The organism is Anaerovibrio sp. JC8, assembly GCF_002100115.1.
Taxonomy (GTDB): domain Bacteria; phylum Bacillota; class Negativicutes; order Selenomonadales; family Selenomonadaceae; genus Anaerovibrio.
Genome location: NZ_ANBM01000004.1, coordinates 23,751 through 44,160 on the forward strand (window position 1 = coordinate 23,751; position 20,410 = coordinate 44,160).

Below are 20,410 nucleotides of genomic sequence, written 5' to 3' on the forward strand. Positions count from 1 at the left end.
TTATTATTTCTTACCCTTAGCGCCAGCCTTACCTACCTTGCGGCGGATGTGTTCGCCTTCATACTTGATACCCTTGCCCTTATATGGCTCTGGTCTTCTGTAATCGCGAACCTTAGCTGCGATAGCGCCAACAATTTCCTTATCAATACCGTTTACAACGATCTTGGTAGGATTTGGTACCTCGAATACGATACCAGTTGGTGGCTCAACAATAACTGGGTGAGAGAAACCGAGAGACAGGTTCAGGTTCTTGCCCTGGAGCTGTGCTCTGTAACCAACACCATTGATCTCAAGAGTCTTTGCGTAACCCTCAGTTACACCAACAACCATGTTGTTGATCAGGGTACGGGTCAGACCATGGAGAGATCTGTGATCTTTATTATCTGAAGGACGCTCTACAGTGAGTACACCGTCCTCAATCTTTATATTCATTTCCTGGCTGAAAGAGCGAACTAACTCACCCTTTGGGCCCTTTACGGTAACCTTATTGCCATCCTCAACCTTTACGTTTACACCAGCTGGGATAGTAATAGGTGCTCTACCTATTCTAGACATCTGTACACCTCCTGACTTCTAAATAATTACCAAATGTAAGCTACAACCTCGCCGCCGAGACCAGCCTTGCGAGCATTCTTATCGCTCATGATTCCCTTGGAAGTGGAAATGATGGCGATACCCAAACCACCGAGAACTCTAGGGAGCTCAGCAGCCTTTGCATACTGGCGCAGGCCTGGCTTGGAAATACGCTTAATACCAGTAATTACCTTCTCACGGTTAGGACCGTACTTCAGGGATACAGTGATTACACCCTGCTTACCATCCTCAGTGAAAGTGAAGTCATTGATGAAACCCTCTTCCTTAAGAACGCCAGCGATGGCCTTCTTAATGTTAGAGCCAGGAATCTCAACCTTTTCATGATAAACGGAGTTTGCATTACGCAAACGAGTTAACATATCTGCAATAGGATCAGTCATTACCATTTAAACCGATATCCTCCTTTCATTTTCGCCTTTATAGTTACCAGCTAGCCTTGGTTACGCCAGGAATGGCACCCTTGTAGCTCTGCTCTCTGAAACAAATACGGCACATATCGAACTTTCTGATATAACCGTGCGGACGACCGCAAATCTTACATCTGTTGTACTTGCGAACAGGGAACTTTGGCTCCTTGCTCCACTTTTCAATCATTGCCTTCTTGGCCACAGTCAGTACCTCCTTCTTTACGCTTTAAAAGGCATGCCCATGAGCTTTAAGAGCTCGCGAGCTTCCTCATCGGTCTTGGCAGTTGTTACTACTACAATGTTCATACCACGGAGCTTGTCGATCTTATCATACTCAATTTCTGGGAAAATGAGCTGCTCCTTCAGGCCGATTGCGTAGTTACCACGACCATCGAAAGAATTAGAGCTGATACCGCGGAAGTCACGAACGCGTGGAAGTGCAACATTCATGAACTTGTCGAGGAACTGGTACATGCGAACGCCACGAAGGGTAACCTTTGCGCCGATTGGCATGCCCTGACGAAGCTTCCAAGCAGCCAAGGACTTCTTAGCCTTGGTGAGAATTGGCTTCTGGCCTGCGATAATAGTCAAATCATTTACAGCAGCATCGAGAGCCTTAGGGTTGCCTACAGCCTCGCCAACACCCATGTTAATGATAATCTTAGAAATCTTTGGGAGCTCCATAACGTTCTTGTAACCGAACTTTTCGGTCAGAGCAGGAACTACCTCTTTAACATACTTTTCCTGTAATCTATCCACTAGATGGTCCTCCTTTCCTTATTATTTGGTCTGATCTACTACTTCGCCGCACTTCTTGCAGGCGCGTACAGACTTACCATTTACATCCTTATGAGCAACGCGGGTAGCCTTGCCGCAAGCTGGGCATACGAGCATAACCTTTGCTGCAAACATAGGAGCTTCCTTAACAAGGATGCCACCCTGTGGTGCACTCTGATTAGGCTTAGTGTGACGCTTAACCTTGTTAACGCCCTCAACTACTACCTTATTCTTCTTAGGCAGAGCCTGGATAACCTTGCCCTGCTTGCCTTTATCTTTACCGGACAATACCAGAACGGTATCGCCCTTCTTTACATGCAGTTTTGTAATGGACAAAATAGCACCTCCTAACTATCAAAGAACTTCTGGAGCCAGGGAGACGATCTTCATGAAGTCTTTATCACGAAGCTCTCTTGCAACTGGTCCAAAAATACGGGTTCCTCTTGGAGTCTTATCCTCCTTGATAATTACGGCAGCGTTCTCGTCGAAACGGATGTAAGAACCATCGCTACGACGCTGGCCCTTCTTGGAACGAACTACAACGGCCTTAACAACGTCACCCTTCTTTACCATACCGCCAGGGGATGCAGATTTTACTGCAGCCACAATAATATCACCAATGTTAGCATACTTGCGATAAGAACCGCCAAGAACACGGATGCACATAATTTCCTTAGCACCGGTGTTGTCGCCAACATTGAGTAAAGTCTGTTGCTGAATCATCAGTTAACCTCCTCAACCAGAATTTCCATCATCAGGAAATTATTTAGCTTTCTCAACGATCTCTACAAGTCTCCAACGCTTATCCTTGGAAAGTGGACGAGTTTCCATAATGGAAACAGTGTCACCAATGTGAGCCTCGTTATTTTCATCATGGGCCTTGAACTTAACAGTCTTCTTAACGGCCTTCTTATATAATGCATGCTGCTCGATGTCAAGAACTGCTACTACAATAGTCTTGTCCATCTTGTCGCTTACTACTTTACCAACTTTAGTCTTGCGTTCATTTCTTTCGCTCATTAGGGAGCCTCCTTTCATCTGCATATCAATTCGTTCAATTAAGCATTAGCCTGTTCAGTCTGTACAGTCTTAATACGGGCAATAGTCTTCTTTACTTCCTTGATACGCATTGGGTTCTCCAACTGGCCAGTAGCGAGCTGGAAACGGAGGTTAAATAACTCCTCTTTGAGAGAAGCAAGTTTCTGGTTAAGTTCCTCAGCGCTCAAATCACGAATTTCATTAACCTTCATTTACTTCACCGCCCTCTGCTTCTAAATCTTCACGAACTACGAACTTTGTCTTGATTGGGAGCTTGTGGCCTGCAAGACGCATAGCCTCAGCAGCTACCTCACGAGAAACGCCGTCCATTTCGAACATTACACGGCCTGGCTTAACTACTGCTACCCAGTACTCTGGTGAACCCTTACCGGAACCCATACGAGTCTCAGCAGGCTTTGCAGTTACAGGCTTGTCAGGGAAAATCTTGATCCAAACCTTACCGCCACGCTTAATGTAACGAGTCATAGCAATACGGGCTGCCTCAATCTGTCTGTTAGTGATCCATGCAGGCTCCAGAGCTACAAGACCATACTCACCATGAGAAACCTTGTTACCACGCTGAGCCTTACCCTTCATACGACCACGGAACTGTTTACGATATTTTACTCTCTTTGGTAATAACATTAAGCTTCGCTCCCTTCAACAGCAGCTACAGACTGCTTTCTCTCAGGAAGAACCTCACCCTTGAAGATCCAAACCTTGATACCGATACGGCCATAAGTGGTAGCTGCCTCAGCAGTACCATAGTCGATGTCAGCTCTCAGAGTATGAAGAGGAATGGAACCTTCACGATAAGATTCGCTACGTGCGATTTCAGCGCCGCCGAGACGACCGGAGCACATAATCTTAATACCCTTTGCACCAAGACGCATAGTACGGCCTACAGCCTGCTTCATAGCACGACGGAAAGCAATACGACGCTCCAGGGAGCCTGCAATGTTCTCAGCTACCAGAGTTGCATCCATGTCTGGATTCTTGATCTCTTCAATGCTGATGTCTACATTGCTGTTAGTGAACTTCTTGAGACCAGCCTTGATCTGCTCAATGCCGGAACCACCGCGGCCGATTACCATACCAGGCTTAGCAGTGTGGATAGTCAGCTTCAGACGGTTCTTAGAACGCTCAGTCTCAATCTTGGAAACGCCGGAGCTCTGAAGAAGGTTCTTCAGGTGACGGCGAATTTTAATATCTTCATGCAGATTAGCTGCATAATCTTTGCCAGCATACCACTTAGCATCCCAAGTCTTTACGATGCCAAGTCTTATACCATGTGGATTTACTTTCTGACCCAAGTTTATAACCTCCTTTTATTACTTTTCGTCTACTGCTACAGTGATGTGGGAAGAACGCTTCAAAATCTTGAAGGCCTGGCCACGGGAACGTGGATGAATACGCTTCATTGTTGGTCCCTGATCAACGTATGCAGAAGATACATAGAGGTTATCAACATTCATATCAAAGTTGTTCTCAGCGTTTGCTACTGCAGACTTGAGAACCTTTTCTATAGCTTCAGCACCAACTTTTGGTGTGAACTTTAAAATCGCAAATGCCTCAGCAACGCTCTTGCCACGGATGAGATCCATAACTACGCGTACCTTGCGAGGTGCAATGCGAACATATTTAGCAACTGCTTTTGCTTCCACAGAGGAATCCTCCTTTCAAAATCTTATCTAAGACCGGTCTTTCTCTCTTCACCGGCATGACCCTTGAATGTACGAGTAGGTGCAAACTCACCCAGCTTGTGGCCAACCATGTCCTCAGTTACATAAACTGGAACGTGCTTGCGGCCATCGTGTACAGCGATAGTGTGACCAACGAAAGTTGGCAGAATAGTAGAACTTCTGGACCAAGTCTTAACAACCTTCTTGTCGTTAGCTGCATTCAGGGCATCAATCTTCTTAGTTAAGCTTTCATGAACATAAGGTCCCTTTTTTACTGATCTTGACAATTTATATCCTCCTTCCGGTGATTATCTCTTATTTGGTACGGCCTTTAACGATTAACTTATCAGAAGCCTTCTTACGGCGAGTCTTAGCACCCATAGCGCATTTACCCCATTTAGTAACAGGATGCTTGCGGCCAACTGGGGAACGACCCTCACCACCACCATGTGGATGGTCATTAGGGTTCATAGCTACACCGCGGTTCTCCGGACGGATACCCATCCAACGGGAACGGCCAGCCTTACCAATAGTGATGTTCATATGCTCGGCATTGCCAACTACACCGATAGTTGCACGGCAGTTAACATGTACCTTACGCATTTCACCGGATGGCATACGAAGGGTTGCATAGTCACCCTCAATTGCCATGAGCTGTGCAGAAGCACCAGCAGAACGAACCAGCTGAGCACCCTTACCAATCTTCAGCTCAACATTGTGAACCTCGGTACCTACTGGAATGTTCTTTAATGGGAGACAGTTACCTGGCTTGATGTCGGCATTAGGGCCAGACTCAACCATGTCTCCAACCTTAAGACCGTTAGGAGCGATAATGTAACGCTTCTCACCGTCTACATAATTCAAAAGTGCAATACGGGCACTGCGGTTTGGATCGTACTCGATAGTAGCGACTCTGGCTGGAATACCATCCTTGGTACGCTTGAAATCGATGATACGATATAAACGCTTATGGCCGCCGCCCTGATGACGAACGGTCAATCTACCCTGCTGATTACGACCACCGTGCTTCTTCAGACGCTCAACGAGGGACTTCTCAGGCTTATCAGTAGTAATTTCTTCAAAAGATGCTACAGTCATGAATCTTCTGCCTGCAGAATATGGTTTAAAACTCTTTACTGCCACTTAATTAACCTCCTTTTCCCTAATCTTACGCTTCGAAGAACTCGATGGTTTCGCCAGCTGCAAGTTTAACAATAGCTTTCTTATAATCGGAACGCTTACCAACGAAGCGACCCATACGCTTTTTCTTACCTTCAACATTGATGGTGTTTACACCAGCAACCTTTACATTGAAGATAGTGGAAACTGCCTTGGCAATTTCAATCTTGTTGGCAGCCTTGGCTACCTCAAATACATATTTGCCCTCAGCCATGAGAGTAGTGCTCTTTTCAGTAATGAGAGGGCGAATGATAATATCACGTGCTTCCATTATGCGTATACCTCCTCAATACGAGCGATGGCATCCTTAGTGATGAACAGCTTGTCAGCGTTCAGGATGTCAAATACATTCAGGCCGATAGTGTTAATGGTCTTAACACCTGGGATATTACGGGAAGACTTGTCAACGTTCTCTGCATAATCAGCAGTAACGATGAGAGCCTTGTTATCTACACTGAAGCTCTCCAGCATCTTTACAACTTCCTTAGTCTTAGGAGCGTCAAAGTTAATGCTGTCGAGAACTACGATTTCACCATTAGCAACCTTGTCAGACAGAGCGCACATGATAGCAAGGCGACGCTGCTTACGAGGCATGCTGAAGGCATAGGAACGTGGGGATGGACCGAATACGGTACCGCCACCTACCCAAATTGGGGAACGGGTGGAACCACTGCGAGCACGGCCAGTACCCTTCTGCTTCCATGGCTTACGGCCACCGCCGCGAACCATGCTGCGGGTCTTGGTTGCATGATTACCATGACGCTGAGCAGCAAGCTGCATAACAACAGCCTGATGTACCAGACCTGCGTTCATCTCTACGCCGAAAATATTTTCATTTAATTCGAGATCGCCAACCTTCTTGTTAGCGATGTCGTAAATTGCTACTGTAGGCATTATTACTTATCCTCCTTCCGAATTAGTTTTTACCCGGTTTAACGGTTGCCTTTACAATTACGAGACCCTTCTTAGGACCAGGAATTGCGCCCTTAATAAGGAGCAGGTTACGATCTGCATCTACCTTTACAATAGAAAGACGCTGTACAGTAACCTTGTTGCCGCCCATCTGACCTGGCAGCTTCTTGCCCTTAAGAACACGACCACCGTGACCACTGATCATCGCACCTGTAGAACCAGGCTCACGATGAGACTTGGAACCATGTCCCATTGGTCCACGAGCAAAATTATGACGCTTGATACCACCGGCAAAACCCTTACCCTTGGAAGTACCAGTAACGTCAACTAATTCTCCGGCGGAAAATATGTCAACACCGATTACATCACCAGTGTTATATTCAGAAGCATCAGTCAAACGCATCTCGCGGATGTACTTAACAGGAGTAACACCAGCCTTTGCGAAATGACCCTTCATAGGCTTGTTTACCTTGTGTTCCTTGACTACGCCGAAGCCAAGCTGTACTGCATTATAACCATCATTTTCAACAGTCTTGTTCTGTACAACTACATTGTTGCCAGACTCAACAACTGTAACTGGAACAACCTGACCCTCTTCAGTGAAGATCTGAGTCATGCCCAGCTTTCTACCTAAAATTGCTTTAGCCAATTATTCCACCTCCTAATTATAATTTGAGCTCAATATCAACACCTGCAGGCAGTTCAAGACGGGTTAAAGCGTCAACTGTCTTAGGGGTTGGCTCCAGAACATCAATAAGACGCTTGTGAGTTCTCATTTCGAACTGCTCGCGGGAATCCTTATTAACGTGTGGAGAACGCAGAATTGTGTAAACCTGCTTCTCAGTAGGGAGCGGAATAGGGCCAGATACCTGTGCACCGGTTCTCTTTGCAGTTTCAACAATCTTAACTGCACTCTGATCCAATGCCTTGTGATCATAAGCCTTCAAACGAATTCTGATTTTCTGCTGCTTAGACAATTTATTTTCCTCCTTCTCGTCCGGGCTCTGGGCCCAAACATTTCTCCGTAGTAGTTCCCTTACTAACGCCCGAAGCGTTGCAAGCCATCTACCACGTCATCGCATTGGGGGTACTTAGAAGCACACCGCTTCTTATTATATATACCATACTGAAAATGTCAATATGGAGAGTACCATAAACCTTATTATAAGGGCGACCCAGAGGCCGCCCTTACTATATAAGGATTTTTAATGAATCTATTTAGTTACTAAGACTAACTACTTATTAATTAAGCGTCGATCTCAGTTACTCGACCAGCACCTACAGTGTGGCCACCCTCGCGGATAGCGAAGCGGAGACCAGCCTCGATAGCGATTGGAGTGATGAGCTCTACGGACATCTCTACGTTATCGCCAGGCATTACCATTGGTACATCCTCAGGAAGAGTTACAACACCGGTAACGTCAGTAGTTCTGAAGTAGAACTGTGGACGATAGTTGGAAGTGAAAGCAGTGTGACGGCCGCCCTCTTCCTTGGTCAGTACGTAAACCTGACCCTTGAACTTGGTGTGTGGGTTGATGGAACCTGGCTTAGCAAGTACCTGACCACGCTGAATGTCCTTACGGTCAACACCACGGAGCAGAGCACCGATGTTGTCACCAGCCTGTGCGCTAGGGAGCAGCTTGCGGAACATCTCGATACCAGTTACAACAGTGGAACGGGTCTCTTCTGCGATACCTACGATCTCAACAGTATCGTTCAGGTTCAGCTCACCACGCTCTACACGGCCGGTAGCTACGGTACCACGACCAGTGATAGTGAATACGTCCTCTACTGGCATCAGGAAAGGCTTATCGGTATCACGGGTAGGAGTTGGGATGTAAGCATCAACCTCATCCATCAGCTTGAGGATGTTTGCCTTCTGCTCAGCATCGTCTTCAAGAGCCTTCAGAGCGGAACCAGCAACTACTGGAATGTCATCGCCAGGGAACTCGTAGCTGGAGAGCAGCTCACGAACTTCCATCTCAACGAGCTCGAGGAGCTCAGGATCGTCAACCTGGTCAACCTTGTTGAGGAATACTACCATTGCAGGTACGCCTACCTGACGAGCGAGCAGGATGTGCTCACGGGTCTGAGGCATAGGGCCATCAGCAGCGGATACTACGAGGATAGCACCATCCATCTGAGCTGCACCGGTGATCATGTTCTTTACATAGTCAGCATGGCCTGGGCAGTCAACGTGTGCATAGTGACGAGCATCAGTCTCATACTCAACGTGTGCAGTGTTAATGGTGATACCACGCTCTCTCTCCTCTGGAGCCTTATCGATGTTAGCGTAGTCCTCGAACTTTGCCATACCCTTCTCAGAGAGAACCTTGGTGATAGCAGCAGTCAGGGTAGTCTTACCATGGTCAACGTGACCGATAGTACCAATGTTAACATGTGGTTTTGTTCTTTCAAATGTTTCCTTTGCCATTTTGGATTATTTCCTCCTTATTATTCGCCTTTATTCTTGGCAATAATGCCATCTGCGATATTTTTAGGAACTTCCTCATAGTGAGAAACTTCCATTGAGTAGTTACCGCGGCCCTGAGTCTTGGAACGCAGATCAGTGGAATAACCGAACATGCCGGAGAGTGGTACGAAGCCATTGATAACCTGGGCACCATTACGTGCTTCCATGCCATCGATGCGACCACGACGGGAGTTCAGATCACCGATTACATCGCCCATGTACTCTTCTGGAACGATAACCTCAACCTTAACATAAGGCTCGAGAATTACTGGATCAGCCTTGAGAGCACCGTTCTTGAATGCCATGGAACCGGCAACCTTGAACGCAGCCTCGGAGGAGTCAACCTCATGGTAAGATCCATCATAAACGATAGCCTTAACATCAACAACTGGGTAACCAGCGAGAACGCCGGCTTCCATAGCCTGCTTAATACCAGCCTCGATTGGGTTGATGAATTCCTTAGGAATAGCACCACCGACAACCTTGTTCTCAAAGCTGAAGCCAGCACCTGGCTCCTGAGGAATGAGCTGGAGTTTGCAGTGACCATACTGACCATGACCACCGGACTGACGAACGAACTTACCTTCGCAGTCAACTTCCTTGCGGATGGTCTCACGATAAGCAACCTGAGGGTTACCTACTACGCAGTCAACCTTGAACTCACGGAGCATACGGTCAACGATAATCTCCAGGTGAAGCTCACCCATACCGGAGATAATAACCTGACCAGTCTCTTCGTCAGTACGAACGCGGAAGGTTGGATCCTCCTCTGCCAGCTTCTGAAGGGCAATACCCATCTTCTCCTGGTCGTTCTTGGTCTTAGGCTCAACTGCTACGGAAATAACTGGATCTGGGAACTCCATGGACTCCAGAATGATTGGTGCATTCTCATCGCAGAGGGTGTCACCAGTGGTGGTGTCCTTGAGACCTACAGCAGCAGCAATATCACCGCTGTATACAATTTCCAGTTCCTTACGGTTATTTGCATGCATCTGGAGGATACGGCCGATACGCTCCTTCTTGCCCTTAGTGGAGTTGTACACATAAGAACCGGAGGAAAGAGTACCGGAGTAAACTCTGAAGAATGCCAGCTTACCAACAAATGGGTCAGCCATGATCTTGAATGCTAATGCAGAGAATGGCTCCTTATCGCTGGAAGGACGGGAATCCTCCTCGCCAGTCTCAGGGTTAACACCCTTGATAGCTGCGATATCAGTAGGAGCAGGCATGTAGTCAACAACAGCGTCCAGCATAGGCTGTACACCCTTGTTGCGGTAAGAAGTACCGCAGGTTACTGGGCACATCTTGCAGGCAATGGTAGCCTTACGGATAACGGACTTGATTTCCTCTTCGGAAATTTCCTCACCCTCAAGATACTTCATTGCAAATTCATCATCGAAGTCGGAAAGAGCCTCCATGAGAATCTCATGGTACTCATCTGCCTTGTCCTTCATGTCAGCAGGAATCTCAACTTCGTCAGCTACCTTACCGAGGTCATCCTCATAAATGATAGCTTCCATCTTAATCAGGTCAATGATGCCCTGGAAGTCATCCTCAGCACCGATTGGCAGCTGGATTGCAACTGCATTGGCCTGGAGACGCTCATGCATCATGTTGATTACATTATAGAAATCCGCACCAGTAATATCCATCTTATTTACATAAGCCATACGTGGTACGCTATACTTCTCAGCCTGACGCCATACGGTCTCAGTCTGAGGCTCAACGCCGCCGCGGGCAGTCAGAACTGCTACAGCACCGTCCAAAACTCTCAGAGAACGCTCTACCTCTACAGTGAAGTCAACGTGGCCTGGGGTATCAATAATATTGATACGATGTTCCTTCCAATGGCAAGTGGTTGCAGCGGAAGTGATGGTAATACCACGCTCCTGCTCCTGCTCCATCCAGTCCATGGTAGCTGCGCCTTCATGAACCTCACCGATCTTGTGGTTGACACCTGTATAGAAGAGGATACGCTCAGTAGTGGTTGTCTTACCGGCATCGATGTGAGCCATGATACCGATATTACGAGTCTTTTCGAGACTATACTCTCTTGCCACTTGTATATCGCTCCTTAAACTTAACTACTATAGAAGATTACCAACGATAATGTGCGAAAGCCTTGTTAGCTTCAGCCATCTTGTGGGTGTCTTCCTTCTTCTTGATTGCTGCACCAGTGTTGTTAGCTGCATCCATGAGCTCACCAGCAAGTCTCTCATCCATGGTCTTCTCGCCACGCAGTCTTGCGTAGTTTACAGTCCAACGAATACCGAGAGTCATGCGACGGTCAGGACGAACCTCAACTGGAACCTGGTAGTTAGCACCACCAACACGGCGGGCACGAACCTCCAGAACTGGCATAACATTCTTTAATGCAGTCTCAAAAACCTCCAGAGGATCCTGGCCGGTCTTGGAACGAATGATTTCGAATGCATCATATACTACTCTTTCAGCAACGCCCTTCTTACCAGAAAGCATTACCTTGTTGATGAACTTGGTGACGATCTTGGAATGATACACTGGATCCGGTAATACGTCACGCTTAGGTACTGAACCTTTTCTTGGCATCTGTTTTTGCCTCCTTCCATAATCTTCAGTCTTTAGAATTGTTTTTTAGCAGCTTATGCTTTCTTAGCCTTAGCGCGCTTAGCACCGTACTTGGATCTGCCCTGAGCACGATCCTGAACACCAGCGGTATCCAGGGAACCACGAACAATGTGATAACGTACACCTGGTAAATCCTTAACACGTCCGCCTCTGATCAAAACAACGCTATGTTCCTGCAGATTATGGCCAATGCCTGGGATGTATGCGGTTACTTCAATGCTATTTGTCAAACGAACACGGGCAACCTTACGTAATGCGGAGTTTGGCTTCTTAGGAGTTGTAGTGTAAACTCTTGTGCAAACGCCACGTTTCTGTGGGCAATTCTTTAATGCCGGTGCTGTAGATTTATCCTGCATGCTCTGTCTGCTCTTGCGAACTAACTGATTAATTGTAGGCATACATGCACCTCCTTCCTTCAAATTGAGTATTTAGTATTTATTCAAATCCCACATCGCCGCCAATGGCAAGTGATATGAAATTTTTAACGATGGCCCTGTTTGAGAACCGCCACTGCAGCAGCCTTAACACCAATCAGGCAGGCCTTGCCAAGCTCTTCCATGGTGTAATCTGCTCTCACTGGGATCTCTTTATCCTCGCAAAGGCTTTTCAAAGGCTTTGTGACCCTTTCCTCTGCATTGGCACCCAGAAAAACGCACGCAACCTGGTCTTTGTTGATGGCTTTGGTTACTTGTTTGATACCTGTAACGCGCTCTGCCTTCTTCAATTCATCAAGCTGCATACCCTTCACTCCTATTATTGGAAATCCTCATACCTTAGGCACAAACGTATTTTAACACCCCCAAAAACCAATGTCAACACTTTATTTTCCTATGTTTTTCTTGTACACGCAGTCTGGTGTGTCATAAGTTTCATATTTATCTTGTCAGTGTACATTTGTATTTTTTTATCATACAAAATCTTTTTTTACAAAAAAAGTTACCCAAGACTTCACTAAAAATAACTTTTGTTCACAAATTTCTGCACATTATTTCAAAAATATTTACTAAAAATTTTTTGTGCAGTTTTTGTATTTTTTGTGTTAATCTCAGTAAGTTTTGGGTAACTTTTGGAGTTTTTATTTTATGTTTTTATTTTGAATTTCAGTTCTGTGCCAAAACCTTGCGCATGGTATCAGCCACATTCTCCTTGGTAAAGCCGAACTTCTCAAAGAGCTGGGCTGCCGGAGCAGACGCACCGAAGGATTCCATGCAGACAGTGGCACCGTCCAGGCCTACATACTTGCCCCAGCCAAAGTCCTTGGCTGCTTCTACAGCTACACGGGCACGAACAGACTTAGGCAATACCTTATTTTTGTATTCCTCGCTCTGCTGCTCAAAAAGATCCATGCATGGCATGGATACAACCCGGACATCCTTGCCCTCGCCCTTAAGAATAGCCTGGGCCTCAACAGCCAGTGCTACCTCGGAGCCGCTGACAATAAAGATACCATCCGGAATCTCCTTGCCGGAGTCAGATACAACATAGCCGCCCTTTAAGGCTTCCTTGCTGCTGCCAGCCAACGGAGTCAGATTCTGACGGGTAAGTACCAAGGCAGTTGGGGTCTTGGTGCTGGTGATGGCACTGTACCAGGCCGCAGCAGTTTCCATATCATCTGCCGGACGGAATACATTGATATTTGGCAAGCTTCTCAGCATAGCCAGCTGCTCAATTGGCTCATGGGTAGGACCATCCTCGCCTACGCCGATGCTGTCATGGGTCAGTACATAGGTAACAGGCAGACCCATAATGGAAGCCAGACGAATCATAGGCTTCAGATAATCGGAGAATACAAAGAAGGTACCCACATAAGTACGCAGACCACCATGGAGAGTGATACCATTGGCAATAGCCGCCATGGCCAGCTCACGCACACCAAAGTGAATATTCTTGCCACTGTAATCTTCCTTGCTGAAGAAGGACTCACCCTTCATTTCAGTCTTGTTGGAAGGAGCCAAATCTGCACTGCCGCCAAAGAGGTTTGGCAGAATACCATTCAGCTTGTTAATCAAGTTACCGGACAAAGCACGGCTGGCAGTTGGCTTGTCGTTTCTTGCCCAGAAATCAGCATTGTTAAGGAGTGCCTCAGCATCCACCGGAGCATGGAAATCATCCCAGCGCTTAGCCTCCTCAGGGAACTTGGCCCGATAATCAGCAAAGAGCTTGTTCCACTTTTCCTCTGCTTCTGCACCCTTGGCAGCCAGATTCTTATAATCGGCATAAACCTCATCAGGAACCTTGAAGGCTTCCTTTTCAGGCCACTGGAGAGTTTCCTTGGCAGCCTGGAGATTTTCCTCCCCAAGAGGCTCACCATGAGCGCTGGCAGTACCCTGCTTAGCCGGGCAGCCATAACCGATTTCAGTATGTACCCGGATAAAGGATGGACGGGTAGTTTCAGCCTTGGCCTTTTCAATAGCCGCACCGATAGCAGCGCAGTCTGTGCCATCTGCCACATCAATAGTCTGGAAGCCAAAGGCCTCCATACGCTTCATAACATCCTCAGTGAAGGCAATATCAGTGCTGCCCTCAATGGAAATGCGGTTGCTGTCATAAATAACAATCAGCTTGCTCAGGCCAAGAGTACCAGCCAGGGAGAAAGCCTCGGAGGAAATGCCCTCCATCAGACAGCCGTCGCCGCCCAATACAAAGGTATAGTGGTCAACAACCGGGAACTCAGGCTTGTTGAACTCGGTAGCCAAATGAGCCTCAGCCATAGCCATACCTACTGCCATGGCCATACCGGCCCCCAATGGACCAGTGGTAGCCTCAACACCAACAGTGTGTCCATACTCAGGATGACCAGGAGTACGGGAATCCAGCTGACGGAAGTTCTTTAAATCATCTACAGTCAGACCATAGCCAAACAGATGCAGAAGAGAATACAGCATAGCGGAGCCATGACCGCCGGACAGAATAAATCTGTCACGGTTAGCCCACTGAGGGTTCTTTGGATTATGGCTCATGTGCTTGCCCCACAGCTCATACGCAATAGGAGCGCAGCCCATAGGCAGGCCAGGATGACCGGACTTTGCCTTCTGAATCATCTCAGCAGCCAGTATACGGATAGCATTTACGCTATTTTTCTCAACATTACTCAAAAGAATTCACTCCTTAAAATGATAACTTACTTCTATATATTATTTGGAAGCAATAACATCAATCTCAACCAAAACATCCTTTGGCAGCTTGCTGACCTCAACGCAAACCCGGGCTGGACAATTCTCAGTGAAATACTTTCCATAGATTTCATTTACCTTGCCGAAATCACCCATGTTGGTAATGTAAACGGTGGTCTTTACTACATCAGACAGGCTGTAGCCAGCCGCAGTAACAATAGCCTTAAGGTTTTCCAGAACCTGGGTAGTCTGCTCCACAATGCCGCCTTCCACAACAACACCTGTAGCCGGAACCAATGGAATCTGACCAGATACAAACAGCATACCGCCGGCAGTCTTTACCGCCTGGGAATATGGGCCAATGGCACCTGGTGCATTATTGGTTGCAATAATCTCGTTCATAGTAAATCCTCCTTATTTTTTACCAGTTAAATCAGGCCGCAAGCTTGCTGCCTTACCTAAAAATACATGCTGAATTTCCCGCTGCTTCAATGGCGTATCCACCAGCAAAAGCACCCGAATACATTTTTCCATGGCCCCATCCACATCCATCTGACGGGCATCAAACAGTGGCACCGCATCAAAGCCAGGCAGCTTTCTGGCACCTGAGGCCGGGAAGGCCGCGGTAATATCCTCCGTGGCACTAAATATGGCGGCGCCAATATCCTCCGGCTCCACATTATTTCGTTTCAGCATTTCACGGACAACCTCCTGGGTTGCCGACCAAATTGCTTCGGCAGTATTTTCCTCCACCGTAGTAGCTCCACGTAATCCCCGCAATTCCATTCCTCCCATACGATATTATATAGTCGTGTCAGAAGCAGGGATATGTGCCTATAGCACGGTTGCGGTACTAAAGTTTTTTCTTGCCTTCATATAGTGAAAAAAATCATAACTCGCTTCGTCCATATAAGGCCAGCTTCGCTCAAACAGATGATTTTTTACACTAATATTTAGGTAGGGCAACAAAAAACTTCTTAACGTCCCGCCCCCTATTGCTCTAGTCACATACCCTCTGCTCCAACTTTGATTCAACTTATTTCCCCTTTTTCTAAAGGTATTAGCTGGATAACACTTCTGTGCCGGTTTCAGTAACCAAAATGGTCTTTTCCCACTGAGCGGATAAGGACCCGTCCTTGGTCCGTACGGTCCAGCCATCCTTCTTGTCAGTAGTAACCTTGTACTTGCCGGCATTAATCATTGGCTCAACAGTAAATACCATACCCGGAACCAACAGCATGCCGGTGCCCGGCTGACCTACATGGGGCACAAATGGCTCCACATGGAAATCCTTGCCGACACCATGACCACCCAACTCAGTAACTACTGAGTAGCCGTTGGCCTTGGCATGAGCGTTGACTGCCGCACCAATATCACCCAGCCAGCCCCAAGGCTTTACAGCCTCAATACCCAGCTCCATGCATTCCTTGGCCACCCTTACCAGCTTTTCAGCCTCCGGAGTGGTCTTGCCCCCTACAATAAACATGCGGGAGGCATCTGCATAGTACCCGTCCAAAATGGTGGTAATATCAATATTCACGATATCACCTTCCTTTAAGATAGTCTTCTTGGAAGGAATACCATGACAAACTACTTCGTTAATGGAGATACAGATACTCTTTGGGAACCCCTCATAATTCAGGCAGGCTGGAATGCCACCATTCTTTTCGATAAATTCCCTTACAGCTGTATCAATAGCCTCGGTATTCTGTCCCGGCTCCACCATACTGCCGGCCAAATCCAGGGCAGCGTCATTTACCACGCCGCTCTTTCTGATGCCGTCAATTTCCGCCGGAGTTAAAATTATATTATGAGGTGGCTTGCACTGGGATTTAAATACATCATATTTATAGGAATCAATTCTGTCATCAAAATCCAGATGGCATTTCTTGTATTTTAAACCGCTGCCACACCAGCATAAATCATTTCTATTCATTATGTAGAATGCTTCCTTTCAAAACTATAGTCCAAGTTCTATTTAATCATAGTAATTTGGAAGTGGCAAGTATTTTTTATAGGTCCATTTGACAAGGAATATATAGGGTATTACAATAAAAATCGTGGCCAATCTGTTGGGCTTCATAATTATAATGAAGGGAATGTCGAAGGACTTGAACCATAAAAATAAAATACTTACTATATTATATATCGCCTTTTCATTAATATTGGTGATTTGCCTCTGGAATATCCGGGAAAGCCAGGATGGCATACCCGTGCTGAACTATCATCAGATTAACCCTACAGAGAAAAATCCCCTGACGGTACCTACTGATGATTTTGCCGCCCAGATGGCCTATCTGGAAAGAAACGGCTATAATACCATTTCCCCGGACCAGCTCCACGGTTTTCTGGTGGATGGAACGCCACTGCCGGAAAAGCCTATCCTCATCACCTTTGATGATGGATATGAGGATAACTACCAGTACGCCTATCCTATTCTCAAGGAGCACAATATGAAGGCTGCTATTTTCCTGGTATCGGACTTCATGGGCCGCTTTGACAATTATCTGGTCTGGGATCAGGTTTATGAAATGAGTGAAAACAACATTTATATGGGGAGCCATACCCTGAGCCATTTTGAGCTGACTCCACTGGACCATGGCGAGCTGGTAAATCAGCTGACCGGTGGCAAACTGGCAGTTGAGTGGAAGACCTTTAAATTCTGTGAATACATTGCCTATCCGGGAGGCTTCTATAACCAGCTGGTTCTTTCGGAAACCAAAAAAGCCGGTTACAAAGGTGGCTTTACCGTCTACAACGATTATGTCCGTGCCGGTGATGACCCGTATACCATGAACCGTATTGCCATTTTCGGCAGTCAGCATCTGGTAATGCCAAGATTCTGGATCCGCCTTCATATGGCCCCGGTAGTAGGACGGCTGGAGCGCTTCCGTTCCAGGCTCATTGAAGCCGGTTATCCTACCCTGGCAGAGTTAGTATTTATTCCATAAGGAGCAACTGAGCCTATGCTAGCAAATATCATATCCTATGCCCTTCTCATAGGGCTTATCGTTTTCTTTTTCTTCACCATGCGCCGCATTATGAGGCGGGATAACGTCATCAATGAGCTGATTATCGGTTTTGTTGACCGTCAGACCATATCCAAGGAAGAACTTATCAGCCGCATGTACCAATACGCCTGCAATGATTTCCGTCTGAAGGGCCTTATTAAAAAGTACAACGCCACTGAGGAGGATTACACCATCATCTTCGACAAGCTGATTTACTGGGCCAACTTTAAAAAGCGCAAGCGCTACATTCCAGTCAATGCCTTTTTCTTCTATGGCTCACTGAAATATCTGCTGACCCACAAGGATGACGAGGCCAAGCCTATTACCATGAAAATGATGAATTACTTCCATTTCTAAATTAAATCCAAACACAAAAAAGGGACTGTTAACACAGTCCCTTTTATTATGTCTTATTTGCCTTCCATCTTGTGCTGATACTTCTTAACGTCGCCCTTAAGAATATCAATATCAATGTCAAAGCCAGCCGGATTGTCAGGTGCTCCCTTAATGGCCTTGTCATAGTTGTAGCTGCTGTTTACCACAACCTCATCAGCAAGCTTGTCGCTGTTGCGGATTACAATGTTTCTGAAAACAGTCAGGTATTCACCCTCCATCTTCTCCACATAGAGCTCATCCTTCAGCTTCTGAATCTCCGCCTCATACTCGGTGGCCGGCTTGAAGTTTTCCAAAGCATGCTGATAGTCATTGTAGGCTTCATCACGCTTTACTACAGTCCCCTCATCCAGGTGCTCCTTTTCGATGAGGTCACCAATAACCGGATACTTGACCTTTACATAATCAAGTATTTCCTTGTTGCGGTTCAGCTCACGGATTTCCTCCTCCAGGGCCTCAATTTCCTGAGCCCGCTTCTGCATTTCGCTGTTGAGGGTCTTGATTCCCTCTTCCTTTTCCTGAAGCAACTCCCGGTCAGAAACCTTCACGTAAATAACTCCCATTACGCAAAGCAGACCGAAAATACCGGCTACCACCATTGGCATAATGTTTTCCATTTTTAATACCCCTTCCCCTTATGTTTTGTTCCGGCAACAAAAAAACCTCAGATTTCTCTGAGGCCTAGTTTTGCAATATGGTGGAGACGAGGAGAATCGAACTCCTGCCCCCCTGCTTGCAAGGCAGGTGCTCTCCCAGCTGAGCTACGCCCCCATATACTCGTTCTTTCACTGATATGCGTTGTTGCCTTTCAGCGAAATAACTTCGTATCTTACTATCATTGAAGCTAAGCATAATAACTTCACACAAAAAGTATTATATGAAACACCGAACTTAATGTCAACAACATTTTCATATAATTTTACTTTTAGATTTTGTGGATCTGCTTCAACAAAACTATGGCATTCATGCCCAATCCCGTAAAGCGTCCCACCTCTTCAGGGGTGTATCCGGCCAGCAGGAGCTTTCTTGCAATTTCAGTAGCATCATCCCCGCCTTCAATCTCAGGGTCCTCAATATATTGTTCTGCCTCGTGCTCATAATTATCTTCAGCTTTTGGTTCCAGCACGTATTCCTCCGGTTCCATCGCCGGCATTCCATCCGGCTCGCTGCTTACATCAATATGCAGGCCCATATCATTCTGGGCAGCCTCCAAATTCTTGGAAACCTCACGAAAAGCCTCCAGGGCCAGCTGGGCCTCCTGGGGCATGCTGCTGTCCATTTCAGCTTCCTCCTGAAATGGAGCAGCTTCCTGATGTGGCTCATCCACAGAGTCATCCACAAGTCTTTCAGGCTTATCAACAGATATATCCAGTTTTTCCACAGATGCTTCCGGCTCCTGTGGAAGATTTTCCGTATATTCCACATGATCCGGTACAGAAAGGTTTGGATTCTGCATATTGGCTTCCAGCATCTGGGAAAAATCCATCTTCGTCTCCGGCTCCTGGGCAGCCATCAGCCCATCAGGCACCGGGTTCAGCTCAGAAACCGTCTGATGATTAATTTGCTGGGATTGAACAGGCTGAACCACCGGATTATTCTGCAGCTTCTGCAGCTCATCAATTCTCTGCTGTAAAATCTCAGTTTTATAATCAGCTTCCCGCAGCAGGCTTTCCAGATGGTCAATATGGCCTGCCATGCGATTAATTATTTCATCAGCAGACTGCTCCAGCTCATAGCGGAGTCTGCCGGCGGATGCTTCCATCACATCAGGATCATCCTCCGCCTTCTGAAGCTGTCGGCGGGCCAAAAATACAATAATCGCTCCGACAATAATTATAAAACCTAAAATCTCAGTGGTCATCTAACTCTCCCATATTAAAAACTGATATCTATATTGTGACCTCTATACTGGTCAACTGCCATTTTCTCTGGCTCAGCTTCTTGAATCTCATCCTCAACATCCTGTGAAGCAGCCTTGCGCTTCTTGGCCTGATAGCCGCCCTTGCCCCGCTCCTCATCAGGATTTTCCCTAATCTTCTGGCCTTCAGCCTCTTCCTTGCTGCGGACCTGCTGCTGCAGATGCTCCTGCTCCTGCTTGTCCTTTACTGCCTGATAATCATGCACCACGGCACCATGCTGATTCATATTGTGCTGAATCTGTCCGACATCAGCAGACTGCGGCACAGTCATTCTGATATTCATTGGGCTAAAATCCATAAAAACA

At 46.7% G+C, this 20,410-nt stretch carries 31 protein-coding genes and 1 tRNA gene; 2 read left to right on the forward strand and 30 right to left on the reverse strand.

Features of this window, described 5'->3' with window-relative positions:
• Nucleotides 1-3: 3 nt before the first annotated feature.
• The 26 genes from rplF to map all read right to left on the reverse strand — a co-directional run bounded on the left by rplF (nucleotide 4) and on the right by map (nucleotide 16,718).
• A complete protein-coding gene (gene rplF / locus D081_RS04395) occupies nucleotides 4-555 on the reverse strand; it encodes a 50S ribosomal protein L6 (RefSeq protein WP_085022926.1) in 552 nt (183 codons plus the stop codon).
• Between the two features lie 26 nt (nucleotides 556-581).
• Nucleotides 582-980, reverse strand: a complete 399-nt coding sequence (rpsH, locus tag D081_RS04400) for a 30S ribosomal protein S8 (RefSeq protein WP_085022927.1) — start codon at nucleotides 978-980, stop codon at nucleotides 582-584.
• 37 nt (nucleotides 981-1,017) lie between these two features.
• Nucleotides 1,018-1,203, reverse strand: coding sequence for a type Z 30S ribosomal protein S14 (locus tag D081_RS04405; protein WP_027397562.1), 186 nt, complete (start codon nucleotides 1,201-1,203; stop codon nucleotides 1,018-1,020).
• A gap of 17 nt (nucleotides 1,204-1,220) precedes the next feature.
• Nucleotides 1,221-1,760 carry a 50S ribosomal protein L5 gene (rplE, locus tag D081_RS04410; RefSeq protein WP_085022928.1) on the reverse strand — a complete coding sequence of 180 codons (540 nt, stop codon included), beginning with the start codon at nucleotides 1,758-1,760 and terminating at the stop codon, nucleotides 1,221-1,223.
• A 21-nt stretch (nucleotides 1,761-1,781) separates the two neighbouring features.
• Nucleotides 1,782-2,114: a 50S ribosomal protein L24 gene (rplX, locus tag D081_RS04415; RefSeq protein ID WP_085022929.1), complete on the reverse strand. Its 333-nt coding sequence runs from the start codon at nucleotides 2,112-2,114 to the stop codon at nucleotides 1,782-1,784.
• An 18-nt stretch (nucleotides 2,115-2,132) separates the two neighbouring features.
• Entirely contained in the window at nucleotides 2,133-2,501 is a 369-nt protein-coding gene (gene rplN, locus D081_RS04420; protein ID WP_027407286.1) for a 50S ribosomal protein L14, read from the reverse strand.
• A gap of 39 nt (nucleotides 2,502-2,540) precedes the next feature.
• Nucleotides 2,541-2,798: a 30S ribosomal protein S17 gene (gene rpsQ, locus D081_RS04425; protein WP_085022930.1), complete on the reverse strand. Its 258-nt coding sequence runs from the start codon at nucleotides 2,796-2,798 to the stop codon at nucleotides 2,541-2,543.
• A gap of 38 nt (nucleotides 2,799-2,836) precedes the next feature.
• Nucleotides 2,837-3,028, reverse strand: coding sequence for a 50S ribosomal protein L29 (gene rpmC / locus D081_RS04430; protein WP_027397557.1), 192 nt, complete (start codon nucleotides 3,026-3,028; stop codon nucleotides 2,837-2,839).
• The gene (gene rplP, locus D081_RS04435; RefSeq protein WP_027397556.1) at nucleotides 3,018-3,461 is read right to left on the reverse strand and encodes a 50S ribosomal protein L16; all 444 of its coding nucleotides are present in this window, start codon (nucleotides 3,459-3,461) and stop codon (nucleotides 3,018-3,020) included. The genes rpmC and rplP overlap by 11 nt, the downstream gene beginning before the upstream one ends.
• Complete coding sequence (gene rpsC / locus D081_RS04440) at nucleotides 3,461-4,129, reverse strand: 30S ribosomal protein S3 (RefSeq protein ID WP_085022931.1); 669 nt, start codon at nucleotides 4,127-4,129, stop codon at nucleotides 3,461-3,463. Before rpsC ends, rplP begins: the two co-directional genes overlap by 1 nt.
• 18 nt (nucleotides 4,130-4,147) lie before the next feature.
• Nucleotides 4,148-4,480: a 50S ribosomal protein L22 gene (gene rplV / locus D081_RS04445; RefSeq protein ID WP_085022932.1), complete on the reverse strand. Its 333-nt coding sequence runs from the start codon at nucleotides 4,478-4,480 to the stop codon at nucleotides 4,148-4,150.
• 23 nt (nucleotides 4,481-4,503) lie between these two features.
• Nucleotides 4,504-4,785: a 30S ribosomal protein S19 gene (gene rpsS, locus D081_RS04450; protein WP_027397553.1), complete on the reverse strand. Its 282-nt coding sequence runs from the start codon at nucleotides 4,783-4,785 to the stop codon at nucleotides 4,504-4,506.
• Nucleotides 4,786-4,813: 28 nt separating this feature from the next.
• Nucleotides 4,814-5,641 (reverse strand): 50S ribosomal protein L2, encoded by an 828-nt coding sequence (rplB, locus tag D081_RS04455; protein WP_085022933.1) that lies wholly within the window; start codon nucleotides 5,639-5,641, stop codon nucleotides 4,814-4,816.
• Between the two features lie 25 nt (nucleotides 5,642-5,666).
• Complete coding sequence (gene rplW, locus D081_RS04460) at nucleotides 5,667-5,948, reverse strand: 50S ribosomal protein L23 (protein ID WP_085022934.1); 282 nt, start codon at nucleotides 5,946-5,948, stop codon at nucleotides 5,667-5,669.
• Nucleotides 5,948-6,571, reverse strand: a complete 624-nt coding sequence (gene rplD / locus D081_RS04465; RefSeq protein ID WP_085022935.1) for a 50S ribosomal protein L4 — start codon at nucleotides 6,569-6,571, stop codon at nucleotides 5,948-5,950. The genes rplW and rplD overlap by 1 nt, the downstream gene beginning before the upstream one ends.
• 22 nt (nucleotides 6,572-6,593) lie before the next feature.
• The gene (gene rplC / locus D081_RS04470; protein ID WP_085022936.1) at nucleotides 6,594-7,238 is read right to left on the reverse strand and encodes a 50S ribosomal protein L3; all 645 of its coding nucleotides are present in this window, start codon (nucleotides 7,236-7,238) and stop codon (nucleotides 6,594-6,596) included.
• Nucleotides 7,239-7,254: 16 nt separating this feature from the next.
• Nucleotides 7,255-7,566 carry a 30S ribosomal protein S10 gene (gene rpsJ / locus D081_RS04475; protein ID WP_027397548.1) on the reverse strand — a complete coding sequence of 104 codons (312 nt, stop codon included), beginning with the start codon at nucleotides 7,564-7,566 and terminating at the stop codon, nucleotides 7,255-7,257.
• A 269-nt stretch (nucleotides 7,567-7,835) separates the two neighbouring features.
• Nucleotides 7,836-9,023, reverse strand: coding sequence for an elongation factor Tu (gene tuf, locus D081_RS04480; RefSeq protein WP_085022937.1), 1,188 nt, complete (start codon nucleotides 9,021-9,023; stop codon nucleotides 7,836-7,838).
• Nucleotides 9,024-9,043: 20 nt separating this feature from the next.
• On the reverse strand, nucleotides 9,044-11,122 hold the full coding sequence (fusA, locus tag D081_RS04485; RefSeq protein WP_085022938.1) for an elongation factor G: 2,079 nt from the start codon (nucleotides 11,120-11,122) through the stop codon (nucleotides 9,044-9,046).
• Nucleotides 11,123-11,159: 37 nt separating this feature from the next.
• Entirely contained in the window at nucleotides 11,160-11,630 is a 471-nt protein-coding gene (rpsG, locus tag D081_RS04490; RefSeq protein ID WP_027397545.1) for a 30S ribosomal protein S7, read from the reverse strand.
• Between the two features lie 53 nt (nucleotides 11,631-11,683).
• Nucleotides 11,684-12,067, reverse strand: coding sequence for a 30S ribosomal protein S12 (gene rpsL / locus D081_RS04495; protein ID WP_027397544.1), 384 nt, complete (start codon nucleotides 12,065-12,067; stop codon nucleotides 11,684-11,686).
• An 83-nt stretch (nucleotides 12,068-12,150) separates the two neighbouring features.
• A complete protein-coding gene (locus tag D081_RS04500) occupies nucleotides 12,151-12,408 on the reverse strand; it encodes a ribosomal L7Ae/L30e/S12e/Gadd45 family protein (protein ID WP_085022939.1) in 258 nt (85 codons plus the stop codon).
• 361 nt (nucleotides 12,409-12,769) lie between these two features.
• Nucleotides 12,770-14,764, reverse strand: coding sequence for a transketolase (tkt, locus tag D081_RS04505; protein ID WP_085022940.1), 1,995 nt, complete (start codon nucleotides 14,762-14,764; stop codon nucleotides 12,770-12,772).
• A 39-nt stretch (nucleotides 14,765-14,803) separates the two neighbouring features.
• Nucleotides 14,804-15,184: a RidA family protein gene (locus D081_RS04510; protein WP_085022941.1), complete on the reverse strand. Its 381-nt coding sequence runs from the start codon at nucleotides 15,182-15,184 to the stop codon at nucleotides 14,804-14,806.
• A 12-nt stretch (nucleotides 15,185-15,196) separates the two neighbouring features.
• Entirely contained in the window at nucleotides 15,197-15,562 is a 366-nt protein-coding gene (gene aroH / locus D081_RS04515) for a chorismate mutase (protein WP_085022942.1), read from the reverse strand.
• A 280-nt stretch (nucleotides 15,563-15,842) separates the two neighbouring features.
• On the reverse strand, nucleotides 15,843-16,718 hold the full coding sequence (gene map / locus D081_RS04520) for a type I methionyl aminopeptidase (protein ID WP_085022943.1): 876 nt from the start codon (nucleotides 16,716-16,718) through the stop codon (nucleotides 15,843-15,845).
• A gap of 277 nt (nucleotides 16,719-16,995) precedes the next feature.
• On the opposite strand from map, the gene D081_RS04525 reads away from it, so the two are divergent.
• Complete coding sequence (locus D081_RS04525) at nucleotides 16,996-17,733, forward strand: polysaccharide deacetylase family protein (protein ID WP_158087554.1); 738 nt, start codon at nucleotides 16,996-16,998, stop codon at nucleotides 17,731-17,733.
• Nucleotides 17,734-17,748: 15 nt separating this feature from the next.
• Nucleotides 17,749-18,150 carry a hypothetical protein gene (locus tag D081_RS04530; RefSeq protein WP_085022945.1) on the forward strand — a complete coding sequence of 134 codons (402 nt, stop codon included), beginning with the start codon at nucleotides 17,749-17,751 and terminating at the stop codon, nucleotides 18,148-18,150.
• 53 nt (nucleotides 18,151-18,203) lie between these two features.
• Here D081_RS04530 and D081_RS04535 read toward each other — a convergent pair whose 3' ends face one another.
• The 4 genes from D081_RS04535 to D081_RS04550 all read right to left on the reverse strand — a co-directional run bounded on the left by D081_RS04535 (nucleotide 18,204) and on the right by D081_RS04550 (nucleotide 20,403).
• On the reverse strand, nucleotides 18,204-18,803 hold the full coding sequence (locus D081_RS04535; RefSeq protein WP_085022946.1) for a hypothetical protein: 600 nt from the start codon (nucleotides 18,801-18,803) through the stop codon (nucleotides 18,204-18,206).
• A gap of 78 nt (nucleotides 18,804-18,881) precedes the next feature.
• Nucleotides 18,882-18,957 (reverse strand) — tRNA-Ala (locus D081_RS04540).
• A 154-nt stretch (nucleotides 18,958-19,111) separates the two neighbouring features.
• Entirely contained in the window at nucleotides 19,112-20,047 is a 936-nt protein-coding gene (locus D081_RS04545) for a hypothetical protein (RefSeq protein WP_085022947.1), read from the reverse strand.
• A 14-nt stretch (nucleotides 20,048-20,061) separates the two neighbouring features.
• Complete coding sequence (locus D081_RS04550) at nucleotides 20,062-20,403, reverse strand: hypothetical protein (protein WP_085022948.1); 342 nt, start codon at nucleotides 20,401-20,403, stop codon at nucleotides 20,062-20,064.
• Between the last annotated feature and the right edge of the window lie 7 nt (nucleotides 20,404-20,410).